This is a genomic window from Methylobacterium sp. PvP105, assembly GCF_017876975.1.
GTDB classification, from domain to species: Bacteria; Pseudomonadota; Alphaproteobacteria; order Rhizobiales; family Beijerinckiaceae; genus Methylobacterium; species Methylobacterium radiotolerans.
Genome location: NZ_JAGIPA010000005.1, coordinates 438,290 through 460,513 on the forward strand (window position 1 = coordinate 438,290; position 22,224 = coordinate 460,513).

Annotated in this window: 19 protein-coding genes; 3 read left to right on the top strand and 16 right to left on the bottom strand. The window is 72.3% G+C overall.

Annotated features, from left to right (window positions below; all coding sequences use genetic code 11):
* Window positions 1–4: 4 nt before the first annotated feature.
* The 4 genes from J3A75_RS35565 to J3A75_RS35580 form a co-directional block, all read right to left on the bottom strand.
* The gene (locus J3A75_RS35565) at window positions 5–946 is read right to left on the bottom strand and encodes an NAD(P)-dependent oxidoreductase (RefSeq protein ID WP_147021437.1); all 942 of its coding nucleotides are present in this window, start codon (window positions 944–946) and stop codon (window positions 5–7) included.
* 12 nt (window positions 947–958) lie between these two features.
* Complete coding sequence (locus tag J3A75_RS35570) at window positions 959–2,323, bottom strand: cation:dicarboxylate symporter family transporter (protein WP_043073813.1); 1,365 nt, start codon at window positions 2,321–2,323, stop codon at window positions 959–961.
* Between the two features lie 152 nt (window positions 2,324–2,475).
* Window positions 2,476–3,756 carry a UxaA family hydrolase gene (locus tag J3A75_RS35575; RefSeq protein ID WP_012329712.1) on the bottom strand — a complete coding sequence of 427 codons (1,281 nt, stop codon included), beginning with the start codon at window positions 3,754–3,756 and terminating at the stop codon, window positions 2,476–2,478.
* A 7-nt stretch (window positions 3,757–3,763) separates the two neighbouring features.
* On the bottom strand, window positions 3,764–4,081 hold the full coding sequence (locus tag J3A75_RS35580) for a UxaA family hydrolase (RefSeq protein ID WP_029359027.1): 318 nt from the start codon (window positions 4,079–4,081) through the stop codon (window positions 3,764–3,766).
* Window positions 4,082–4,626: 545 nt separating this feature from the next.
* On the opposite strand from J3A75_RS35580, the gene J3A75_RS35585 reads away from it, so the two are divergent.
* Window positions 4,627–5,373, top strand: coding sequence for a sulfite exporter TauE/SafE family protein (locus J3A75_RS35585; RefSeq protein WP_012329714.1), 747 nt, complete (start codon window positions 4,627–4,629; stop codon window positions 5,371–5,373).
* Between the two features lie 18 nt (window positions 5,374–5,391).
* Here the strand turns inward: J3A75_RS35585 and J3A75_RS35590 are convergent, their stop codons facing one another.
* The 11 genes from J3A75_RS35590 to J3A75_RS35640 form a co-directional block, all read right to left on the bottom strand.
* Complete coding sequence (locus J3A75_RS35590) at window positions 5,392–6,396, bottom strand: ABC transporter substrate-binding protein (RefSeq protein WP_209651330.1); 1,005 nt, start codon at window positions 6,394–6,396, stop codon at window positions 5,392–5,394.
* 295 nt (window positions 6,397–6,691) lie between these two features.
* Window positions 6,692–8,317: a thiamine pyrophosphate-binding protein gene (locus J3A75_RS35595; RefSeq protein ID WP_209651331.1), complete on the bottom strand. Its 1,626-nt coding sequence runs from the start codon at window positions 8,315–8,317 to the stop codon at window positions 6,692–6,694.
* Window positions 8,318–8,330: 13 nt separating this feature from the next.
* Window positions 8,331–10,055: an L-aspartate oxidase gene (locus J3A75_RS35600; protein WP_209651332.1), complete on the bottom strand. Its 1,725-nt coding sequence runs from the start codon at window positions 10,053–10,055 to the stop codon at window positions 8,331–8,333.
* Window positions 10,052–10,663, bottom strand: coding sequence for a fumarate hydratase C-terminal domain-containing protein (locus J3A75_RS35605; protein WP_209651333.1), 612 nt, complete (start codon window positions 10,661–10,663; stop codon window positions 10,052–10,054). Before J3A75_RS35605 ends, J3A75_RS35600 begins: the two co-directional genes overlap by 4 nt.
* A gap of 261 nt (window positions 10,664–10,924) precedes the next feature.
* Window positions 10,925–11,797, bottom strand: coding sequence for a fumarate hydratase (locus tag J3A75_RS35610; protein ID WP_209651334.1), 873 nt, complete (start codon window positions 11,795–11,797; stop codon window positions 10,925–10,927).
* 35 nt (window positions 11,798–11,832) lie between these two features.
* The gene (locus tag J3A75_RS35615; protein ID WP_024827274.1) at window positions 11,833–12,210 is read right to left on the bottom strand and encodes a succinate dehydrogenase; all 378 of its coding nucleotides are present in this window, start codon (window positions 12,208–12,210) and stop codon (window positions 11,833–11,835) included.
* On the bottom strand, window positions 12,207–12,536 hold the full coding sequence (locus J3A75_RS35620) for a succinate dehydrogenase (protein WP_029359020.1): 330 nt from the start codon (window positions 12,534–12,536) through the stop codon (window positions 12,207–12,209). Before J3A75_RS35620 ends, J3A75_RS35615 begins: the two co-directional genes overlap by 4 nt.
* Entirely contained in the window at window positions 12,533–13,288 is a 756-nt protein-coding gene (locus J3A75_RS35625; RefSeq protein ID WP_127993213.1) for a succinate dehydrogenase/fumarate reductase iron-sulfur subunit, read from the bottom strand. Before J3A75_RS35625 ends, J3A75_RS35620 begins: the two co-directional genes overlap by 4 nt.
* Window positions 13,285–14,310: an ABC transporter substrate-binding protein gene (locus tag J3A75_RS35630; protein ID WP_043073811.1), complete on the bottom strand. Its 1,026-nt coding sequence runs from the start codon at window positions 14,308–14,310 to the stop codon at window positions 13,285–13,287. Before J3A75_RS35630 ends, J3A75_RS35625 begins: the two co-directional genes overlap by 4 nt.
* 604 nt (window positions 14,311–14,914) lie before the next feature.
* Entirely contained in the window at window positions 14,915–15,232 is a 318-nt protein-coding gene (locus tag J3A75_RS35635; RefSeq protein ID WP_209651335.1) for a DUF3862 domain-containing protein, read from the bottom strand.
* Window positions 15,233–15,239: 7 nt separating this feature from the next.
* Complete coding sequence (locus J3A75_RS35640; protein WP_209651336.1) at window positions 15,240–16,457, bottom strand: efflux RND transporter periplasmic adaptor subunit; 1,218 nt, start codon at window positions 16,455–16,457, stop codon at window positions 15,240–15,242.
* Between the two features lie 115 nt (window positions 16,458–16,572).
* On the opposite strand from J3A75_RS35640, the gene J3A75_RS35645 reads away from it, so the two are divergent.
* Both J3A75_RS35645 and J3A75_RS37330 read left to right on the top strand, forming a co-directional pair.
* The gene (locus J3A75_RS35645) at window positions 16,573–19,737 is read left to right on the top strand and encodes an efflux RND transporter permease subunit (RefSeq protein ID WP_012329726.1); all 3,165 of its coding nucleotides are present in this window, start codon (window positions 16,573–16,575) and stop codon (window positions 19,735–19,737) included.
* Between the two features lie 92 nt (window positions 19,738–19,829).
* Window positions 19,830–20,939, top strand: a complete 1,110-nt coding sequence (locus tag J3A75_RS37330) for a DUF2254 family protein (RefSeq protein ID WP_209651337.1) — start codon at window positions 19,830–19,832, stop codon at window positions 20,937–20,939.
* Window positions 20,940–20,955: 16 nt separating this feature from the next.
* Here the strand turns inward: J3A75_RS37330 and J3A75_RS35655 are convergent, their stop codons facing one another.
* On the bottom strand, window positions 20,956–21,879 hold the full coding sequence (locus J3A75_RS35655) for a CDP-diacylglycerol diphosphatase (protein ID WP_209651338.1): 924 nt from the start codon (window positions 21,877–21,879) through the stop codon (window positions 20,956–20,958).
* Window positions 21,880–22,224: the final 345 nt, after the last annotated feature.

Here is a 22,224-nt window from a genome sequence, read left to right on the forward strand (position 1 = left end):
CGGCTCAGCGCTCCGTGAGGTGGCGGCGGACGGCCTGGGCCGTGACGGCGGAGACGCGCACGTTCGATTCCTGCGTCACCCCGGCGATGTGCGGCGTGAGGATCAGGTTCGGCACGTCCGCGAAGACGGCGCCCGCCGCCGCGTCGAGGGGCTCCCGGTCGAACACGTCCAGCGCCGCGCCGCCGAGATGGCCGGAGCGCAGGGCTCGCGCCACGGCGGCCTCGTCCACCACGCCGCCCCTCGCCGCGTTGATCAGGATCGCGCCCTTCGGCATCCGCGCCAGCGCCGCCGCGTCGATCAGGCCGCGGGTCCGATCGGTGAGCGGCACGTGCAGCGAGAGCACGTCGCTCTGGGCGATCAGCGCGTCGAGCGCCCGGCTCTGCACGGGACCGGTGGCCGGGTTCCAGGCCGGGTCGTCCGCGGCCACGAACGGGTCGTGGGCGGCGACCGCCATGCCGAGCGCAGCCGCCCGCCGGGCGGTCTCGCGGGCGATCGCGCCGAAGCCCACGAGGCCGAGGCGCTTGCCGGCGATCTCGCGGCCCATCAGGGCGTTGCGCGGCCACGCGCCGGCGGCGACGGCGGCGCTCGCCCCGTAGGCGCCGCGCAGGAGCAGCAGCGCGGAGGCGATGACGTACTCGGCGACCGCGCCGTCGTTGGCGCCGGTGGCCGGGTAGACCGCGATGCCGCGCGCCCGGCAGGCGGGGAGGTCGATGTTGTCGAGGCCGACGCCGAGGCGGCCGACGACCGTGAGGTCGCGGGCGGCGTCGAGCAGGGCGCCGCGGACCTGCGTCCGGTTGCGCACGATCAGGGCGTCGGCCCGGGCGGCGGCGGCGGCGAGGTCCTCCGGCCGGTCGACGAGGCCGGGATCGTACACCACGTCGAGGCCGGCGAGCTCGGCCGCGATCGCGGCCTCGTCCATGAACTCGCTGATGATGACCTTGGGCATGGTGAATCCTTCTCAGGTCGCCGGCACGGCAGCGGGGAGGGGGCGGCGGAAGGCCGCCGCCGGCTCGCGGGCGGGGATCGCGTCCGCGGCCTCGCCGTCGTCGTCGAGGAGGTCGAGGTTCGGGGTGATGCGGCCGTCGAGCACCGCCCGGGCGTGGGCGAGGTCGATCTTGCCCTCCCAGCGGGCGATCACGAGGGTCGCCACCATGTTGCCGACCGCGTTGGTCACGCAGCGCAGCTCGTTCAGGATGCGGTCCACCCCGATGATCAGCGCGATGCCCGCCACCGGCAGGAGCTGCGAGGCCTGGAGCGTCGCCGCGAGCACGAACAGGATGGCGCCGGCCACGCCCGCCACGCCCTTCGAGGTCACCAGCGCGATGGCGAGGATGCCGAGCTCCTGCTCCCAGGTCAGCGGCACGTTGAGGGCCTGGGCGATGAAGCCGATCGCCATGGTCAGGTAGATGCACGAGCCGTCCATGTTGAAGGACAGGCCGGCCGGCATCACGAGGCCGGTGACGCTCTTGTCGACCCCGAGCCCGTTGAGCTTGGCCATGATCCGCGGCAGCACCGATTCCGAGCTCGTGGTGCCGAGCAGGATGAACAGCTCCTCGCGGCTGTACCGGAACAGCTTCCACAGGCTCAGGCCGACGTAGAAGCGCATCACGCCGCCGAGGAAGACCGCGATGAACACGATGAAGGTCAGGTAGAGCGAGACGATCAGCATCCCGTACTGGGCGAGAATGCCGAGCCCGAACTTGCCGATGGTGAAGGCCATCGCGCCGAAGGCGCCGACGGGGGCGAAGTGCATGATCAGGCCGACGACCTTCATCAGCACGTCGCCGAAGGCGTGGACCACCTTGAGCGGGAACTCGCCGCGCCGGCCCAGCATCGCGAGCCCCAGGCCGACGAGCACCGAGAAGAACATCACCTGGATCAGGTCGCCCTTGGCGAAGGCGTCGACCGCGCTGTGCGGGATGATGTTGGCGACGATCTCCATCGGCGACTGCGCGTGGGCCTTGCTGGCGATGCCGGCCACGAGCTTGGCGTCGAGGCTGTCGACCGTGGCGTTCACGCCATCGCCCGGCCGCAGCAGGTTGACGAACAGGAGGCCCGCGGCGAGCGCCACCGTCGTGGCGACCTCGAAGTACAGGATGGTCTTCAGGCCCATCCGGCCGACGCTCTTCATGTCGCCGACATGCGCGATGCCGACCACGACCGTGCAGAAGATGACGGGGGCGACGATCATCTTGATCAGGTTGATGAACATGTCGCCGAGGATCTTGCAGCCCACCGCGAAGTCGGGCGCGACCACGCCGACGCCGATGCCCAGCGCGATGCCGAGCAGAACCTGGCCGTAGATCGACCGGAGCAGCCTCATGCGTTCCTCCACTGTGACGGGACGGAGGCCGCCGCGGTTTCGCCCGCAGTCGTGCGCTCCCTCGTGGTCCTGAACCCCGTGGCGTCGGGGCGGCACCCGCGGACCGGTTCGCGGTCCGCGGGCGCGGGACGTGTGCGTCGGCGACTCGCGCGTCAGGCGCTGCGGTAGAGCTTCGTCATCACGAATTCCCGGTGGCCGAGGGACTCGGCCGCCGTGAGCCGGCCGTTGGCGGTGCGCACCACCATGTCGATGAGCGCGTCGCCGGCCTGCGGGATCGTCATCTCGCGGGTGAGCACGCCCGACACGTCGACGTCGATGTGCTCGCCCATGGTCCGCACGGTGCGGGGATTGCCGGTGATCTTGATCACCGGGACGATCGGGTTGCCGATCACGTTGCCCTGGCCGGTCGGGAAGGTGTGGACCACGTAGCCGGCCGCCGCCATCAGGGTCACGCACTCGGCCGCCGCCGAGGACGTGTCCATGAAGTAGAGGCCGGGCCCCTTGGTGGGCGCCTCCGCGGGCTGCAGCGCGTCGATGAACCGGCACTCGTGGCCGATCTTCTCCAGGTTTCCGAGCGCCTTCTCCTCGATCGTCGTCAGGCCGCCCGCGATGTTGCCCTTGGTGGGCTGCGAGTCGGACAGGTCGTCGGTCTTGTGGGCCTCGATAACGTCGTCCTGGTAGGCCTTCCACATGGCGTACCACTTGTCGGAGACTTCGGGACTGATCGCCCGCTCGCGGCACAGGTGCTCGGCGCCGGTGATCTCGGAGGTCTCGCCGAACACCCCGTAGATCCCGTGCGGGATCAGCTTGTCGTACATGTTGCCGACGGTGGGGCAGGAGGCGAGGCCGGTGGTGGTGTCGGACTCGCCGCACTTGGTCGAGACCCAGAGGTCGGCGATCGGGCATTCCTCGCGCTGGAGCTCGGTGGCCCACTGCACGAAGCGCTTGGCCTGGTAGCTCGCCTTGGCGACGATCGCGATGTCGCCGTGGCCCTCGATGCCGAAGCCGACGACCGGCTTGCCGGTCCTGGCGATGCCCTCGACCACGCGGTTGGTCCACTGGTCCTCGATGCCGATCACCACGACGGCGGCGACGTTCGGGTTCGAGCCGATCCCGATCAGGGTGCGGAAGTGGAGATCCAGATCCTCGCCGAACTGGAGCCGGCCGTAGGCGTGGGGCAGCGCCATCGTGCCCTTCACGTTGTTGGCGACCGCCTCGCAGGCGGCGTTGGACAGATCGTCCAGCGGCAGGAGCACGACGTGGTTGCGCACGCCGACCCGGCCGTTCTCCCGGCGCCAGCCCATGAAGGTGGCGGCCGTGTAGTTCTCCGAGGCCCGCTCGGTCGCGAGCGCCTTCGTGGCGAACTGATCGGGGGCACCGCCGACGAAGGGGGTGGCGATCTCGTGTTCGAGCTGAGCGGCTTCCTTGAACATCGTCACCTCACCAGCGCTTCGTCTTGACGTTGTGGACGTGGACGTGCTCGCCCTTGGCGACGTCCTTGATGACCTTGCCGATGTCCTGGCCGTACTTGATGGCCGTGTCGCCCGCCTTCAGGTCGGTGAGCGCCACCTTGTGGCCGATCGGGATGTCGTGGCGGACGGCGACCTCGAAGGTGCTGTCGTTCTCGGTGACCACCCCGAAGGCGTCGGTGTTCGCGCTCAGGCCCTCGATCACCGCGACGGCGACGTTGTCCTGGGGGGAATGGGCGAGAAGATGCGGCTTGCGGTGCCCCGCGCCGGACGCGGCGTGGCTGCTCATGCGGTCCTCCTGACGGTGGTCGTCGGCTTCTCGGCGGCGACAAGTCTTATATAAGACGTATGATATTGCGCTCGTCAACGGCCGATCGAGGGGCGGAGGTGATTTCGCGGGCTTGGGGGACGGCACCGCAGGTCGCCCGCCTCGCTCAGGCTTCCGGGCCCGCACGCCTCTGCCGGACATCAGGCCCCCGCAAGACAGGCGTAAGTCCGTCCTCCCTTGCTGGGCGAAGCGAGGGAGAAGGGGGGGCCTGGATCGCGCGCGAGGGTGCCTCCTGTTCCGCCCCACCTCCGGCTCCTCCCCATAAGGTGGAGGAGAACGCGTGGCGGCCGGTGGGGTGCGAACAGGAAAGGCCGCGCAGAGGGGGGCGCGCGCGATATATCCGGGTGGCCCGTCCGATCCGGCGCGCGAGTCGCGCGCCTTGCCCCGGGCGGCAACTCTTATATAAGATATATGCAGATCAAGCCCGCCTCCGGCGGGAGACGGGCCGGGAGGACGAGGATGGCGGGTGCGCGCGCGGATGGCCTCGGCCCGGCCGGGCACGCCCGGTGAACGAGACGCTCCTGCTCATCCTGTGCGTCGGCTGCGCCGGCGTGATCTCGGGCCTGACGGGCTTCGCCTTCGCGCTGATCGCCTCGGGCACCCTGCTGTCGATCCGCACGCCCGTCGAGGCGACCGCCCTGGTGCTCGTCTGCAGCATCCTCTCGCAGGTGATCTCGATCCTGCGCCTGCGGACCTGGCCGCCGCGGGGCACCGCCTTCGCGATGATCCTGCCGGGCCTCGTCGGCGCGCCGATCGGCATCCACCTGCTGCACGACCTCGATCCGCGCTGCATCAAGGTCGCGATCGGCGCCTTCCTGGTCCTGTACAGCGGCGGGGTCGCCCTGCTGCGCGCCGATTACCGGGTCGGCTTCGGCAATCGCTGGAGCGACGGCGCGATCGGCTTCCTGGGCGGCGTGCTGGGCGGCATCGCCGGCCTGTCCGGGGCGCTGCCGACGGCCTGGAGCCTCGTGCGCGGCTGGGATCCGCGCACCCAGCGGGCGGTCTACCAGTCCTTCACCCTGGTGATGCAGGTCTGGGCCCTGACGATCCTGGTCACTCTCGACCCGATCCCGCCCGAGCTCGTCGGCGACCTCGCCCTGGCGCTGCCGGTGGTGCTGGTGAGCGTGCTGGCCGGGCTCGCGCTGTTCGCGCGGATCGACCAGCGGCGCTTCCGCACCCTGGTCCTGGCGCTGCTCGCGGCGATCGGGCTGACCACCACGGCGCTGGCGCTCCCCGGCCTGCTGCAGGGCTGAGGCGGCCGCCGCGACGGGTCAGCTCCCGTCCCGGGCGTGGACGCCCGCGAGAAACAGGTCCTTCCAGCTCTCCGGCCGGTGGCGGATCGTGCCGGTGCGGGCCATGAAGGCGGCGACCTTGCCGACCGCCCGGGGCGTCGCCGTGAAGGAGACCTGCGGGTCGTTCAGGATCTCGGTGATCAACCCGGCATCGCTCCCGTCGCGGGCGAGCCGCACGTAGGCGCGCGCCGCCTCCGACGGGTCGGCCGCGATCGCGGCGAGCGCCTCGTCCAGGGCGGCGCCGAAGGCCGCGACGACCCGGGGGCTGGCGCTCGCGAAGGAGCCGGAGGTCCAGACAACGTTGAAGGTCGAGGGCTCGCCCAGCACGTCGAAGCTGTTCAGCACCGTGCGGATGCCGGGCCGGCGCAGTTCCAGCTCCTGGATCGGGGCGGCGGTGAAATGCGCCGTCACCTCGGTTCCTCCGAGGAGCGCCGCCATCCCGTCGGGATGCGACAGGGTGACGGTGAGCTGGTCGAGGTCGTTGCGGCGGGCCGCGCCGAGTTCCTTCTCGGCCGCCATCTGCAGGAACATCGCCTGGACCGAGACCTTCACGGCGGGGAGCGCGATCTTGTCCCGATCGGTGAAGTCCGCGAGCGTGCGCACCTTCGGGTTGCTGGTGTTCATCAGGAGCGGCATGCTGTTCATCGCCGCCACGCCCTTCACGGCCATGGCGGTGCCCTCCGTCTTCGACCAGAGCAGCACGAGGGGCGGCACGCCGCCGGCCGCGAACTGGATCTGCCCGGAGAGCAGCGCGTCGTTCATGGCGGCCCCGCCCGCGAGGGTGAGGTAGCGGGCCTGGAGCCCCGCCACGCCGCGGGCCATCGCCGCCTTCTGGAGCAGGCCCTGCTCCTCCATCAGCATCAGCGGCAGGTGGCCGAGGCTCGGCTGACGGGCGATCGCCACGGCGCCGGCCTCCTCGGCCCGCCCCGGGACGGGGCTCGCCAGGAGCGCCGCGGCCCCGGCCAGAACGTCGCGTCTGCGCATGATCCCCTCCCGAGCCGGCTACCACGCTCGAACACGTTCCTCGGGGACGAGCGCGACGCCCCCTCTCCCCGCGCGCGCCCCGCCGTCCGTGAGGGACGCGAAGGCGTAGCCCGAGCGGCGGGGAGGGGGCGATCCCGGGGGAGCCTCGTCCTGAATCGCCCCCTTCCCCTCGGCTGCTGCCTCGATGCGCCGACGACAGGGTCGTCACATCCCTCGCCCCGCAAGCGGGGCGCGGGGAATCTCAGCGGCCGTCGCCGGTGCAGCGGACGCGGTGTGAGTTCAAGGACCGACTCCCTCAGCCGGGGCGGCGGATCACCGGCGCCGGCACGCTCTCGATCATCACGTTGACGCAGGCCGGCAGGCCGCTGGCCTGGGCCGCCTCCAGCGCCGCCGGGAAGGCGGCCGCCTCGGTCACCAGCGCCCCGAAGCCGCCGAGCGCCTGGACCACCGTATCGTAGCGGGTCGGGAGCAGGTCGCAGTGGCGCGTCCGCTCGGGGCCGTAGCTGCGCAGCTGGATCTGGTGCTCGGCGTTCCAGCGCGCGTCGTTGCCCACCACGGCGATGAACGGGATCCGATAGCGCACGGCCGTGTCGAACTCGGCCATGTGGAAGCCGAAGGTGCCGTCGCCCAGGACCGCGACCACCGGGGCGCCGGGGCGCTCCAGGGCGGCGGCGAGCGCGAAGGGGATCGACGCGCCGATCGTGCCCGATACGCCGTTGATCAGCCGGCGCCCGGCGCGGACCAGGGCCTGGGGCCACTGCCCGATCTCGCCGCCGTCGCAGATCAGCGTGCCGTCGGGGTGGTCCTCCAGGAAAGCCGCGACCGCCCGGCACAGCTCCACCGGGTGCAGGCGCCCTTCGATCCCGCGCAGATCCGCCCAGGCGGGCGGCCGGTAGGCGAGGGCGGCCCGCGCGTCCCGATGCCAGGCCTCCCGGCGGGGGAGGGCGGTGGCGCGCGCGGTCAGCGCCGCCGCCACCGGCCGCGGATCGGCGAGGCCCGAGACGGCGAGGCGGTCGGCCGGGGCGCGGGCGAGGAGCGCCGGATCGGGATCGACGATGGCGAAGCGGCAATCGGGCGCGAGGGCGGGCGCCGCGCCGAAGCGCAGGGTGAAATCCAGCGGCTTGCCGAGGAGCACGAGGAGGTCGGCCCGCGCCAGCACCTCCGCGAAGGCGCCGAGCGCCGGGTCGTTGATCCCGCGCGGGCTCTCCATGCCGACGACCGGCAGGCCAAGAGATTCCTCCAGCGCTGCCATCGCGGCCCGGCCGGAGCCGTCGCACAGGGCCGGACCGCAGGCGATCAGCGGCCGCTCCGCTCCGGCCAGCGCGGCGAGCAGGTCGGCCACGAGATCCGGTGCCGGCTCGGCGACCCGCAGGGCGGCCGCCGCCCGGTCCGGGATCCGCACCGCGGCGGCGGGGACGGCCGTCTCCAGCAGGTCGACCGGCAGGCTCAGATGGACCGGACCGGGCCGCCCCTCCCGGGCGATCCGGAAGGCCCGGGCGAGGTCCGGCCCGAGGGAAGCCACCGAGCCGGCGGTCCAGGCGGCCTTGGTCATCGGCCGGGCGATGTCGGCCTGGGCGAGCTCCTGGAAGGCGCCGCGCCCGAGCTCGGAGAGCCCCGCATGGCCGGAGAGCAGCAGCACGGGGGAGTCCGCCGCGAGCGCCGTGGTGAGCGCCGCCGCGCCGTTGGTGTGGCCCTGTCCGCCCGTGACGAGCGCGACGCCGACCTCGCCGGTCAGCCGGCCCCAGGCGTCGGCCATGTGGACGCAGGCCGCCTCGTGGCGGGTATGGACGAGGGCGATCCCGGTCTCCAGCAGGGCGTCGAAGACCGGCATGATGTGGTTGCCCGACAGGGTGAAGATCCGGGTGACGCCGAGCGCCTCCAGGGTCCGGGCGACGATGTCGGCGCCGCGCAGGGTCTGCATGGACGGGCTCTCCTCAGGCGGCGGCGTCGAGGAGCGAGCCGCCGGGCCGCACATGCGTGAAGTGCACCGGCTCCATCGCGAGGTCGAGCGCCCCGCCGCGCTGGCGGACCACGGTGTAGTGCGAGGTCGCGAGATCCGAGGCTTCCGGAAAGTCCTCGCGGAAATGGGCGCCGCGGCTGTCGGTGCGGGCGAGCGCCGCCCGGGCGATAGCCTGCGAGACCAGGACGAGGTTCTCGAGGTTCAGCCGGTCCATCCAGGTCAGCGCGTAGCGACGGTCGCCGTCCGGCGCGCCGGCCCGGGCGACCGCGTCGGAGAGCCCGTCGAGGGTGGCGAGCGCCCGGGTCAGGCCGGCCGCGTCCCGCAGAATGCCGACATCGGCCCACATCGTCTCGTAGAGCGCCTCGCGGATCTCCGGCAGCGACTCCGCCGGCCGGCCGAGCGGCCCGTAGGCGCGGGCCAGGCCCGCCTCGACGGCGGCGGGGTCTGGGTCGGCGAAAGAACCCTCGCGCCGCACGGCCCGCGCCATGGACTGGCCGGCCAGCCCCCCGAACACCGTGGAATTTGCCACCCCGTTGCCGCCCAGCCGGTTCGCCCCGTGGACGCCGCCGGTATCCTCGCCGGCCGCGAAGAGGCGCGGCAGCGCGGTCGTGCAGTCGACCGCGAACCGGAGGCCGCCCATCATGTAGTGGGCCGTGGGGATGACCTCGACGAGGCCGCCCGCGAGGTCGAAGCCGCAATCGGCGCAGCGCTCGACCATGCCCTTGAACCGGCGGCGCACGTCCTCGGGCCCGAGATGGCTCATCTGGATGTGGACGCCCCCGCTCGGCGTGGAAAAACCATCGCGGAGCCGCCGCATGATCGAGCGGCTGACCACGTCCCGGGTCGCGCGCTCGGCCCGCGGGTCGTAGGCCTCCATGAAGCGCTGGCCGGTGGAATCGAGGAGCCAGCCGCCGGCCCCGCGCAGGCCCTCCTCCAGCACCGTCCCGGTCATGCGGGTGCCGGCGCCGGCGAGCAGCCCGGTCGGGTGGAACTGCACCATCTCCATGTCGCGCAAGGGCAGCCCGGCGCGCAGCGCCATGGCGAGCCCGTCGCAGGACTTGTCGCCCGACGGCGTGTGGTACTTGTACATGGTCGGGCCGCCGCCGGTGGCGAGCAGCACGGCCTTCGCCCGCACCAGCTTCGGCGCGCCGGTGCGCATGTCGAGCATCAGCACGCCCGCCAGCCCCGATCCGTCCCGGGCCGGAATCAGTTCCAGGGCGCGGTGATCCTCCAGGCGGCGCACGTCCCGGCGCCAGACCTGCTCGGACAGGCGGTTGATGATCTCGATCCCGGTGAGGTCGCCCTTGTGCACCGTCCGGTCGAAGGTCTGGCCGGCGAACGCCTTCTGGTGGACGCTGCCGTCCGGGTTGCGGTCGAAGAAGCAGCCGAGCTCGGTCTCCAGCTCGCGGATCCGCACCTGCGCCTCGGTGACGAGCATCCAGGCGAGGGCCTGGTCGTTCAGCCACTTGCCGCCCTCGACCGTGTCCATGAAGTGCCGCTCGACCGAGTCGCCCGGCGCCAGCGCCACGTTGTAGCCGCCCTGGACCATGCGGGTGCAGCCGCACTTGCCGAGCAGTCCCTTCACCGCGACCGTGACGTCGAGCTCGGGCGCGACCTTCTTGGCGTGGAGCGCCGCGAACAGCCCGGCCCCGCCGGAGCCGAGGATCAGGATGTCGGTCTCGATCGGCTCGGGGCTCATCGGGCGTCCTCCAGGGAGGCGATGACGGCGTCGCGCCGGGCGGCCACGTCGCGCTGCACGTCGGCGAAGAGCGAGCCGCCGTGGGAATCCATCCCGACCAGCAGCGGCCCGAAATCGCGGATCGCGAACTGCCACAGGCTCTCGGGGTGGAGGTCGTCGAGGTCGACATCCACGATGGTCTCGATCCAGGTGGTCTCCAGCGCCGCCGCGCCGCCGACGATCGCCAGGTAGGCGCCGCCGCGCCGCGCGAAGGCGTCGAGGGTCGCCGGACCCATGCCGCCCTTGCCGACGATGAGGCGCACGCCCTCGCGCGCCATCAGGGCGTCGGTGAAGCGCTCCATGCGCATCGACGTGGTGGTGCCGATGCAGAACGGCGCGAAGCCGACCGGCGCCGCGTTGGAGACCGGGACGCGGTGGACGTTCGGCGCGGTGTGGATCACCGCGTGACCGTCCAGGTCGAGCCGGGTGCGGCGGTCCCGGTCGAACATGTGGATCAGGGTGGCGTCGCGGATACCGAACAGCCAGCGCCGCAGGGTGACGGTGTCGCCGATCCGGAGCGCCCGGATCTCGGGCTCAGTGGCCGGCAGGTCGAGGACGTGGTGGGCCACGGGGTACTCCTCAGGTCAAAGGCGTGGTGCGATGTCTCCGGGCGCCCGGAGTCCGCTTCCGCTGCCGCCGCGGATGTTCACGGATCGGCTTGTGCGTGGCGCAACGGGCCCCCTCTCCCGTGCGGGAGAGAGTTGGGGTGAGGGATCAGGTCCTTCGGGAGAGGTCGCACCCCTCACCCTGTCCCTCTCCCGAACGGGAGAGGGGACCCGCGCCCCCGTCGCGAAGCGTATCGATCCACGGCTAACCCGGAGCATCGCCGCTCACTCGAACGCGATGCCGCCGGGCGTGAGCGTCGCGCGGGCGCGGCGGGCCGAGTGGCACTGGATGTTCACCGCGACCGGGTTCTGGGTGATGTGGGTCGCGGCGAGCTCGACATGGACGGCGAAGCTCGTCGACCGGCCGCCGAGCCCCTGCGGGCCGATGCCGAGCTCGTTCACCGCCCGCGACAGCTCGGCCTCGATCCGGGCGCCGTCCGGGTCGGCGCAGACCGAGCGCAGCGGCCGGGTCGCCGCCACCTTGGCGAGGTGCATGCACAGGTCCGAGGTGCCGCCGAGCCCGACGCCCACGATGGTCGGCGGGCAGACCCGGCCGCCCAGCTCGATCACCCGATCGATGACGAAGCGCTTGGCCGCGCCGATCCCGTCCGAGGGCAGCAGCATCTGCAGGAACGAGCCGTTCTCGGAACCCGAGCCCTTCGGGATCATCTCCACCGCCACGGTCTCGGGCCGGTCGTCGAAATCGACGTGGATGATCGGCACGCGGATGCCGCAGGAGGTCTGCGCGTTCCGGCGGGTGATCGGGTGGACCACCGAGGAGCGTAAGGAAAACTCCGTCGTGGCCCGCTCGCAGCCGCGCCGGATCGCGGCCTTCAAGGCGGCGCCGTCGACGCGCACGCCGGCGCCGATCACGACGTTGTAGATCGGGATGCCGGTATCCTGGCAGAGGATGTTCTTGGTGCGCTCCGCGACCGCGACGTTCTCCACCATCGTGTCGAGGATGGCGCGACCGGTGGCGCTGGTCTCGGCCCGCTGCAGGTCGGCGAAGCCCGCCTTGATGTCGGGCGGCAGGATCTTCAGGGCGCGGACGTAGAGGTCGCGGCAGACCTCCTCGAATTCGCGGATGTCGAGATCCATGGCGGGTCTCCGCTGACGAGGGCGATGGGCGACGGTCAGGCCCCGCTGAGGAGGAACAGGAGGCCGATCGCGAAGGCGGTCGCGAGACAGCCCGACACGACGCGGGCGTTGCGCTCGCGGAAGCGCAGCCACTCGATGGCGAGCACGCGCAGTCCCAGCGCCATGTGGACGGCGAGCGCGCAGACGAGGCCCCATTCGGCCGTGCGGACGAAGCCGTTATGGGTGAGGCCGAGGAAGCGCTCCAGCCGGTCGGCGCCCTGGAGCGCGGTGCCGAGCGCGATGAAGTGCATCGGCAGGAACAGCGCCAGGGCGATCCCCGACAGCCGGTGGATCAGCGCGGCGGCGAAGCCGGGCCGGCGCAGGGACGCGCGGGTGATGCCGGTCCGCCCGGCCGTGCTCGCGGCGGTCCTCATGCCACGTACACCGCGAGTGCCGCCCGCAGGCCCAGCCCGGCGAGCAGGGCCGAGAGGGCGATCATGGCGAGGTCGAGGGAGCGGCCGCGCCAGCCGGCCCACTCGCGCAGGACGCTGCGCAGGCCGATCGGGGCGTGGATCGCGGCGGCCAGAACGAAGACCGCGTAGAACAGCAGGAAGGCGAGGTTGCCCTGAGTCCGGCCCAGGATCTCGCCGGCCGTGAGCCCGCCGCGCACCGCGTAGACGATCGTGCCGAGGTGGACCGCGACCGTGACCGCGAGGATCGCGGCAGTGCTGCGCTGGGCGAGGTACAGGAGCGGGCTCATCCGCGCCTCCAGAACCGGCGCAGCGCCGCCTTGCCGGTCTCGCGCTTCAGGCCGGCGATCGAGAAGGTCGGGCTCAGGCCCTTCGGGCAATGCTCGGTGCAGCTCATGTGGCTGTGGCAGGAATGGCAGCCGGCATCGCCCGCCACCGCGGCGAGCCGCCCGTCGCGATCCTGGTCGCGCACGTCGTTGACCAGCGTCCAGGCCCGGTTGAGGGCCGCGGGTCCGAGGTAATCGGGGTTCCACGTCACCAGATCGCAGGCGGCGTAGCAGACGCCGCAATTGATGCACTCAATGCCGGCATCGACCTCCTGGCGCGCGGGCGAATCCGGCGCGACCGTCGCGAAATCGTCGGGCGGGGTCTCGCCCGGCTCGAAATAGCCGTGGGCGCGGCGCCACTTCTCGAAGAAGGGCTCCATGTCGACCGCGAGGTCCTTCACCACCGGCAGGTTGCGCAGGGGCTCGAGCGTCAGCACCCCGTCCGGCGCGACCGCGGCCACGCGGGTGCGGCAGGTCCAGCGCGGGCGCCCGTTCACCGTCATGCCGCAGGAGCCGCACATGCCGACCCGGCAGGCGAACCGGTAGGCGAGGGTGGGGTCCTGGTCGCGCTGGATCTCGGTGACGACGTCGAGCACGGTCTGGTTGGCCCGGCGCGGCACCGTGAAGGCCGCGACCGCCGCGCCCCGCCGGATGTGGACCCGCAGCGCCGCGCTCGCCTCCGGCGTGACGGCGGCGCGATCCGCGGCCGCCGTCACCGCGTGGCCTCTTTCGGCGCGCCGCTGCCGGCGGCCGGCGCGGGGAAGAACAGCTCACCCTCGCTGGCCGCGGTGGCGGAGACCAGCCCGGCCCGGTTCATGTAGGCGAGGTAGTCGAGCATGCGCTGCGGCTTGGTCGTCCAGGCGTTCTGTGGCGCGCGGATGAGGGCGACGGCCTCGTCCTGCGAGAGCTTCGACCCCTCCGCCTTGATCCAGAGCGCCGCGGCCCGGGCGGGGTCTTCGCGGATCAGCGTCAGGCTCTCCTCCAGCGCCGCCCGGAAGGCCGCCGTGACCTTCGGATTGTCGGTGACGAACCGGCTGGTGGCCCAGACGAGGTTGAAGGTGTGGGGGCCGCCCATCACGTCGTAGCTGTCGAGCACCTTGCGGGCGCGCGGATCCTTCAGCTCCATCTCCTGGAACGGCGGCGAGCCGAAATGGGCGGTGATCTCGGAGCGGCCGCCCATCAGGGCGGTCTGAGCGTCCGGGTGACCCATCGAGACGGTGAGCGGGTCGAGCTTGCCCTGCTGGCCGGGCCCGAACGCCTTCTCGGCGGCCATCTGCAGGGTGATCGCCTGGATCGAGGTCTTGGCGGTCGGCAGCGCGATCTTGTCCTGCGGCCCGAAATCCGCGATCGACTTCACCGCGGGGTTGGTCGTCACCAGCCAGAGCGGCATCGCGTTCAGCGCCGCCACGCCCCTGACCTTGATGTTGGCGAGCGTGCGGCCCCAGATCGTCAGGAACGGGCCGACGCCGCCGGAGGCGAGGTCGAGGTTGCCGGAGAGCAGGGCCTCGTTCATCCCCGAGCCGCCGGTGAAGCGCAGCCACTCGGCCTTGACGTCGAGGCCGCGCGCCTTGGCCTGCTTCTCGAGCAGGCCCTGCTCCTCCATCACGGTCAGGGGCAGGTAGGAGATCCCGAACTGCTTGGCGAGCCGAACGGTCGAGACCTCTGCCCGGGCGGCGCCGAGGGCCCCCCACAGGGCCGCGACCGTCCCGACGAGCCGGATCATGCTCCGTGCCGTCATGGCGCTCCTCACCTGTCTGCGCGCCGATCTTGCGAGTTGTGCGACTTCGTCGGCGTCGGGTCGAGGATACGCTCCGGACGAGGCCTGTCAATAATCATGTATCATATATATGACCTGTTCGCTGGCCGTCCGTGGGGCCGCACCGAAGCGCGCCGTCGGTTGCGCCCGGCACGACGGGACCGCGGGCCAGAGTGGCAGAGGCTGACCCGTGCGCGCGCTGGCGCCGACGGGTTGATCGACGTGACCGGCGGAAGGTCCTGCCCGCGTCCCTGTGACACCCGCCGGGTCGGTCGCCGGTTCGCCTCGGAGACTTCGCGACCGGTCCGTGGGATTCCGCATCGCTGAGAGCCGGGCGCGGCGTCGAGGTTTGCGCCCGCCCGCTCCCGATGGAGCGTCGCACGGCGCCGATGCGCCGCCACATGCGTCCCTCGACCGGGATCGCGCGCGAGAGTGTTAGGTAATTTACAAGACTGGGGGCGGCGCATAAGGATCGCGCGCTCGGTCTCCGGGACGCGGCCCCGGGGCGTGCCGGGGCGCGGTCCGCGGGCGGCACCGCGCACCCCGCGCCGGGAAGGGACGGTCATCGTCCGGCGCGGCGCACCGCTCAGGGCGCCCGCAGGCCGAGTTGCGACTTGTCGGTGAGGCGGTCGTTGCGGAACGTGAGCGTGATGTTGGCGCCGTACGTCCCGCGTCCGGGCCAGGAATAGGTCGCGCGCCGGACCCGCCCGACGGTCAGGTGCGAGACGCGGCGGCCGTCGCAACCCAGACGGGCGCGCACCTGGCGGTAGGTCATCCCCTTCCCGAGGGCGGCATAGTGCGCATGGTCGACGCGGCAGTGCGGCGCCGCGGCCCCGGCGGCCGGCGCCGGAAGCAGTATCAGAACGAGCGCCGGCACGAGCGCGATCGGGAGCGCGGACCGCATCGCCCGCTCAGCCCGGCGCGCCCGGGGCGGGCCCGTCGGCCTCCGGCGCCCGCGGTTCGGCCGCGGCACCCGCGTCCGCCGACCGGATCTCGACCTTGAGGTCCTGCCGCATGTCCTGGAGATGGTCGGTCACTACCCGCTCGCCGGCCTTGAGCCCGGCCAGGATCGCGGTGTCCTCGCCGAAGCTGTCGCCCGTGGTCACGGGCTGCTGGCGGACCACGCCCTGATCGTCCACCACGTAGACGATCCGCTGGGCGAGCCGGGCCGACAGCGCGACCGTGGGGACGAGGAGCTTCTCCTCGGTGCCGGTCTTGACCCGCGCGCGGACGAACTGACCGGGCAGGAAGCGCTCGTCGGTGTTCGGCAGCAGCGCGCGCACGAGGCGCCGGGCGGTGCGGGGGTCGAACCGGTTGTCGAGCTGGTAGACCCTGGCGTCGCGCACGGGCTTGCCGGCCTCGTCCAGCACCTCCACGGTCACCGGGCCGGTCTGCATCGCCTCGCGCAAGGCCTCGGAATCCTCGGAGGAGAGCGCCATCTGCACGTCGATCGGGTCGAGCTGCACCACCGTGACCAGCTCCGTCTGGTTCTCGATGACGAGGTCGCCGGGGTTCACGATCGACAGGCTCGCCCGCCCGTCGAAGGGCGCGCTGACCACCGCGTAGTCGAGGTTGAGGTTCTGCCGCGCGATCGCGGCCTCGGCCCCCTGGACCTGGGCGGCGGCCGCGGCGGCGTTCGACTGGAGCTGCTGGAGCCGCTGCTCCGACGCGTAGCCCTTGTCGGCCAGCGTGTCGGTCCGGCTCACCTCGGCCTGCGCGAACTGGAGCTGCGCCTTGGCCTGCGCCTCTTGGGCCTGGGCCTGGGTGAGCGCCACCTGGAACGGGCGCGGATCGATCCGGAACAGAACCTGCCCCTTCTTCACGTGGCTCCCGGGCTCGAAGGGGCGCTCGGTGACGTCGCCGGTCACCCGGGCCTGCAGGGCCGCGTCCTGCTGCGCGATGATGGTGCCCGTGTAGGTGAAGCTGATCGGCACCGTCCGGGTCCGCGCCGCCGTCACCGTGACGGCGATCGGCGGCTCGGTCTCGGCGGTCTCGGCCGGCCGGTCCGACCAAGGCAGCGCGCTCATCAGGGCCGCGGGCTCCGGCCGGCCCATCGCGAACCAGCCGCCCGCCGCCAGGACCAGCGCGGCGCCACATCCGAGTAGTCCGGTCCGAAGCCCCGCCCGCACGCTGACTGCTCCTCCCGCTGCGGCGCGCCCGCGCCGAGCCCGACGGGGAACACGCCAAACGCGTTCGCGTTGCAAGCCCGCGGTCCTCGCGGCCACCGATCACCGTCGAGGTCCGATGTTCGCCCGCTTCGTCGACCGGCCGGTCCTGGCGGCCGTCATCTCGGTTCTGATCACCCTGATCGGCGCCGTGGCCGGCCTCACCCTGCCGATCGCCCAGTTTCCCGAGATCGCGCCGCCGATCATCAACATCCAGGCGACCTATCCCGGCGCCAGCGCGCAGCAGGCCTACGACGCGGTCACGACGCCCCTCGAGCAGGAGATCAACGGCGCCCAGCACCTGCTCTACATCGCCTCGACCAGCAACACGGACGGCAGCGTCAACCTCGACGCGACCTTCGAGATCGGCTCCGACCTCGACGCCGCCGCCGCCGAGGTGCTGACCCGCGCCAACCGGGCCGAGGCGAAGCTGCCGGCCTCGGTGCGCGCGCAGGGGCTGGAGATCCAGAAGAGCTCCCGCCAGCGGCTCGGTAACATCGTGCTCTACGCCGATCCGGGTGCGCCCTACGACGAGCTGTTCCTGGCCAACTGGGCCGAGACCCAGGTGATCAAACCGCTCCGCCGGGTCGACGGCATGGGCCGGATCCAGAACTTCTCCCAGAAGCGCTACGCCATGCGCCTGTGGCTCGACCCGGTGAAGATGGAGGCGCTGGCGATCAGCCCCGACGCGGTGATCCGCGCGGTGAGCCAGCAGAACGAGCAGATCACCACCGGCTCCCTCGGCAAGCCGCCGACCGACGGCGCGCCCACCGCCTTCGAGCTGCAGGTCGTCACGCAGGGACGGCTCAGCCAACCCCAGGAATTCGCCAACATCCTGCTGCGGGCCAACCCCGACGGCTCCGTGGTGCGGGTGCGCGACGTGGCGCGGGTGGAACTCGGCTCGGAGCAGTACGGCGTGCGCTCCAGCTTCGACGGCGAGCCGTCGGCGACCCTCGGCCTCTACCAGACGCCGGGCGCCAACGCCGTCCACGTCATGGACGGGGTGAAGGCCACGATGGCGGAGCTCGCGCGGCGGTTCCCGCCGGGGCTCAAGTACAAGATCGCCCTCGACCGCACCGAGTTCGTCCGCGAGGCGATCCGCGAGGTGGTGCACACCCTGTTCGAGGCGCTGATCCTCGTCGTGGTGGTCACCTACCTGTTCCTGCAGAACTGGCGGGCGACGCTGATCCCCTCGATCGCCGTGCCGGTGGCGCTGGTCGGGACCTTCGGGCCGATGGCGCTGCTCGGCTTCTCGTTCAACACCCTGAGCCTGCTCGGCCTGGTGCTGGCGGTCGGCCTCGTGGTCGACGACGCCATCATCGTGGTCGAGAACACCGAGCGGCTGATGGACGAGGGGATGGAGCCGCGCCCGGCCGCCCGGGAGGCGGTGAACGAGGTCGCCGGCCCGGTGATCGCCACCACCCTGGTGCTGGCCGCCCTGTTCGTGCCCGTGGCCTTCATCCCGGGCCTGACCGGCCAACTCTACAACCAGTTCGCCCTGACCATCGCGATCTCGGTGATGATCTCGGCCGTGGTCTCGCTGACCCTGACGCCGGCGCTCTGCGGCCTGATCCTGAAGCACCGCCCGGAGGGCGCCGGGGCGCACCGGAGCCGGTGGAGGGCGCCGCTGCGCTGGTTCAACCGGACGCTGGAGCGCGCCGCGGGCCTCCTCACCGCGATGATCGGCCGGCTCACCCGCCACCTCGTGCTCGTCGGCCTCGCCTTCGCGGCCTTCGCGGCGCTCACCGCGCTCCTCGTGATGCAGCGCCCGACCGGCTTCGTCCCGAACGAGGACCAGGGCTACTTCTTCGCCGATGTCGCCCTGCCGAAGGGCGCCTCGGTGGCGCGCACCGACCGGATGGTCGAGCGGCTCGGCAGGAGCCTGCGGGACATGCCGGAGGTCGATCACACGATCGGCGTCGTGGGGCGCAGCATCCTCGCCGACGCGGTGGCACCGTTCTACGGGTTCCAGATCCCGGTCCTGAAGCCGTGGGGCGAGCGGGCGGCCTCGGCCGACGCCATCATCGCCCGCGTGCAGAAGGAATTCCGGCACGATCCGGACGGGAAGGTGCGGGTGGTCAACCCGTCGCCGCTGCCGGGGCTCGGCACCCGCAGCGGCCTGACGCTCGAGATCCAGGACCGCAGCGGTGCCGGCGGCATCAAGCTCGCCGAGGCGGCCCAGCGCTTCATCGACGAGATGGAGAAAAGCCCCAACGTCGCCCAGGCGCTGCCGACGACGAGCTACGGCGTGCCGCAGATCCGCCTGGAGATCGACCGGGCCAAGGCCGAGCAGCTCGGTGTGCCCCTCCAGAACCTGTTCGACGCGCTCGGGACCTATGTCGGGTCGAGCTTCGTCAACCTCTTCAACCGCTTCGGCTTCGTCTATCAGGTCTACGTGCAGAGCGAGGCCACGGGCCGGCGCACGATCCAGGATCTGCAGGCGCTTCCGGTCCTCAACAGCCGGGGCGAGCCCGTGCGGATCGGCTCCCTGGTGCGGGCGGAATTCACCACCGGCCCCACCGCGGTCCTGTCCTACAACACCTACCCGGCCATCGAGGTGGCGATCGAGGTGGCCTCCAGCGCGAGTTCCGGCACGGTGCTCAAGGAGGTCGAGGCGCTGGCCAAGCGCCGGCTGCCCTCGGACTACGCGGTGGAGTGGACCGACGTCGCCTTCCAGGAGAAGGTCGCGGGCGGCTACGCGCCGCTGATCTTCGGCCTCGGCGTGCTGATGATCTTTTTGCTGCTCGCCGGGCAGTACGAGTCGCTGCGCCTCCCCTTCGTGATCCTGCTGGCGACGCCGATCGCGATCTTCGGCGCGGTCGGATTCCTGGCCGTGCGCGGGCTCGAACTCGACATCTTCGGCCAGATCGGTCTGCTGCTGCTCGTCGGGCTCGCCGCCAAGAACTCGATCCTGCTCGTGTCCTTCGCGGAGGACCTGCGCCGGCAGGGCGAGGACGTCCTGAAGGCGGCCCAGGACGCGGCGCGCCTGCGGATGCGCCCGATCCTGATGACGTCGTTCGCCTTCATCACCGGCTCGATCCCGCTCGCCATCGCGAGCGGCGCCGGGGCGCATGCCCGCGTCTCCATGGGGACGGTGGTGATCGGCGGCTTGGTCGTCGCGACCTTCATCACCCTGTTCATCACGCCGACGTTCTACGTCGCCTTCGAGCGGCTGCTCGGGCGGGGCGACGCGGCCGCCAGGGCGCAGTCCGGGCCGGCCGGCGCGGCGCAGCCGGCCGAGTAGCCACTCTGGTCCGTCGCCGAGACGGTCGCGCCGCCGATCCCGGGCTCGGCGGCGAACGGGAGCCTGCGAGAGCGTGAGGACCGTCCCGCCGCGTGGCGGCTGATCCTGTCCCGAACCCTCCGTCAGGCCGAGTCCGCGCGGCGCTCGACTGCGTCGGCCGCGTCCCGACGGCCCTGCTCGCGTGGCGCTTCCAGTTCCGCGCGGAGGAGGATCTCGCCCTGAGCGCCGACGCCGACGCCTTCGGCCCTGTCCTGAGCATCCTCGCCTCCGCGATGCTGACGGTGACGGCCTTCTCGCTGACCGTTCCGGTCAACGCCCGCGGTGCCGCGTCGTCGGGCGTGACGCGGCGCGCCACGACCCCGTGGACCGGAGACCGGCCGGCGCACGACGCGCTCGCCACGATCCTCGGCGCGTTCATGTTCTCGGTGGTCGAGATCATCGCCCTGTCGACCCCCCTCTACGGGCCGGGCGGGCGCCCCGTGCTGCTGGGGGCGATGGTGGTGGTCATCGACCTGGCCGTCGTCGTCTTCCTGGGCTGGATGCGGCAGCTCACCCGCTTCGGCCGGGTCGGCGAGACGATCCGGCCGGTCGAGCAGGCGGTGTCCCGGGCCCGGCCGCGGCGGCACACGGCTCCCGCGTTCCATACCGCGGGGCGCGGCCGCCGCGGCGCCACGCGGAGGCCGCGTCGCCGCACCGATCGACGAGGAGCGGAACTGCCCGCGCGCCGATCCATTGGGTCACCGGACGACGGCCGGCCGACTCTCAGGGATGGATGGATCGATGGTTTCGATAGGCACGCGCTCCGGCGGCACCGCCCGGGTTTCCGCGGTTCGCGCGGCCGCGGGCGCCTGCGCGCTGATCCTGTCGTCCGGACCGGTGCTCGCCCAATCGGCGGCGAGCCGGATCGATCAGCCGACTGCGGCCACGCTGCCCCCGGGCGTCAGCACGACCAAGGGCGGCGCTGCCCCCGCCGACCGGTCGACCGGACCCGTCTCACCGCCGAGCGCCATCTCGTCGTCGACGGACGTCATGGCGGGCGGGAGCGCCGGTACCGACACGGGCCGGAAGAAGGACGCGCGCACCAACCCGCTCGATCATCTCTCCCCGGAGTACAAGCGGTAGAGCGGGCTCGATCGCCGCGCGAGCCCGGAGCGGCCCTCCGCGTGACGACCGGGCGCCGGCCGGGCTCCGCGCAACCGTGAGCCGGGTCGGCCCGCGTCAGAATTCCAGGGGCCGAAGCCCGGTCGACGGGGATTCGACCGTCAGACCGCAGGTGTGGTCCTGCAGGATCTCGCCGTTGGCCGCCCTGCCGAAACGGCTGGTCACCAGGCCGTCGAGGAGCACGAAGCCCGGCTTCCCGCCCGGGAACTCGGCCCCCACGACGGCCAGCGAGTGCTCGCCCATGGCGGCGCGCGCGTCGCCGTCGCGCGCCAGCAGGTCGAACGGGTCCGCGGCGTCGAGGTCGTCCCCGAGCACGCGCATCGCCCTGAACGGGCGTCCGACCAGCGGTTCGGGCAGAGGCGCCCAGCGATCGCCGATCGTGGGCGCGAGGCGGCGAAGGGCGTCGCGGACGTCGAGGCGGACGCAGTCGATGTGGATGTGCAACTGCCCCTGACTCCGCCGCAGCCGCGCGTTCACCGCGAGGCTGACGTCGCGCCGGTCGAGCGGATGGCCGAGGCGGTCCTCGACGAAGGTCCGCGCGCGCCACGCCTTGGCGAAGTAGTTCGTCGTCCCGGGTCGAAGGAGCACGGGGCTCTCGATGCCGGTGATGCGCGCCGTCGGGATCAGGAGAAACTGCGCCCGCCCGCGGAGGTCCTTGAGGATGGCGTAGCCCTTCTCGACCCCGCCCGCCAGGTCGACCAGGCTGCAAGGTGCGGGTCCCTGTCCGCGCCTCTCGTGGGGGACGCACGCGCCGTGCACGATCGCCCACAGGGCTCCGCCGTTTCCGAGGAGGTTGGGCCCGACGGCGACAGCCAGCCAGACCGAGGCCGCCGCGAGGATGATCAGGGTGCCGAGCGATCTCCGCGACAGCCCGCTCCTCGCGCGGCCGGTGGAGCCGCGCGGTGACGCGGTGTTCGGCCGGCGACGGACGGCGTCACGCGCCTGACGGGCGAGCCTGACCGCGGCGCTGCGCAAATCCATGACGTGACCCGGTGTCCGGTTGCCGCGCGAGGCGTCGGGTCCGCCGACGCCAGGACCGTCATACAGGCCGCCAGCGGCCTGCGCGATCGCCGCCGTGCTACGGATGCAGCGCCGGACGGATCGCGCGGGACGCGGTGACGCCGCGGCGTCTTTCGTGCCCCGGATCCCGCGCGCCCCCTTCTCGGACGGCTATCCGATGGGCCATGCCTTGCGCGGACCTCGTCAGCGCCGCCGAACTGGGTCATGCCTCTGCCCATCCCGGTGCCGCCGGCGGTCGCAACCTATCAGGCGGCGCGCCGCCGGAATCGCGGCGAGAAGGACAGGGGTGGGACGGACCGCGCACGA

Excerpts from the sequence above, each read along its gene's own strand:
- J3A75_RS35565 (WP_147021437.1), bottom strand. The coding sequence starts at position 946 with ATGCCCAAGGTCATCATCAGCGAGTTCATGGACGAGGCCGCGATCGCG.
- J3A75_RS35570 (WP_043073813.1), bottom strand. The coding sequence starts at position 2,323 with ATGAGGCTGCTCCGGTCGATCTACGGCCAGGTTCTGCTCGGCATCGCG.
- J3A75_RS35575 (WP_012329712.1), bottom strand. The coding sequence starts at position 3,756 with ATGTTCAAGGAAGCCGCTCAGCTCGAACACGAGATCGCCACCCCCTTC.
- J3A75_RS35580 (WP_029359027.1), bottom strand. The coding sequence starts at position 4,081 with ATGAGCAGCCACGCCGCGTCCGGCGCGGGGCACCGCAAGCCGCATCTT.
- J3A75_RS35590 (WP_209651330.1), bottom strand. The coding sequence starts at position 6,396 with ATGCGCAGACGCGACGTTCTGGCCGGGGCCGCGGCGCTCCTGGCGAGC.
- J3A75_RS35595 (WP_209651331.1), bottom strand. The coding sequence starts at position 8,317 with ATGCAGACCCTGCGCGGCGCCGACATCGTCGCCCGGACCCTGGAGGCG.
- J3A75_RS35600 (WP_209651332.1), bottom strand. The coding sequence starts at position 10,055 with ATGAGCCCCGAGCCGATCGAGACCGACATCCTGATCCTCGGCTCCGGC.
- J3A75_RS35610 (WP_209651334.1), bottom strand. The coding sequence starts at position 11,797 with ATGGATCTCGACATCCGCGAATTCGAGGAGGTCTGCCGCGACCTCTAC.
- J3A75_RS35615 (WP_024827274.1), bottom strand. The coding sequence starts at position 12,210 with ATGAGGACCGCCGCGAGCACGGCCGGGCGGACCGGCATCACCCGCGCG.
- J3A75_RS35620 (WP_029359020.1), bottom strand. The coding sequence starts at position 12,536 with ATGAGCCCGCTCCTGTACCTCGCCCAGCGCAGCACTGCCGCGATCCTC.
- J3A75_RS35630 (WP_043073811.1), bottom strand. The coding sequence starts at position 14,310 with ATGACGGCACGGAGCATGATCCGGCTCGTCGGGACGGTCGCGGCCCTG.
- J3A75_RS35635 (WP_209651335.1), bottom strand. The coding sequence starts at position 15,232 with ATGCGGTCCGCGCTCCCGATCGCGCTCGTGCCGGCGCTCGTTCTGATA.
- J3A75_RS35645 (WP_012329726.1), top strand. The coding sequence starts at position 16,573 with ATGTTCGCCCGCTTCGTCGACCGGCCGGTCCTGGCGGCCGTCATCTCG.
- J3A75_RS35655 (WP_209651338.1), bottom strand. The coding sequence starts at position 21,879 with ATGGATTTGCGCAGCGCCGCGGTCAGGCTCGCCCGTCAGGCGCGTGAC.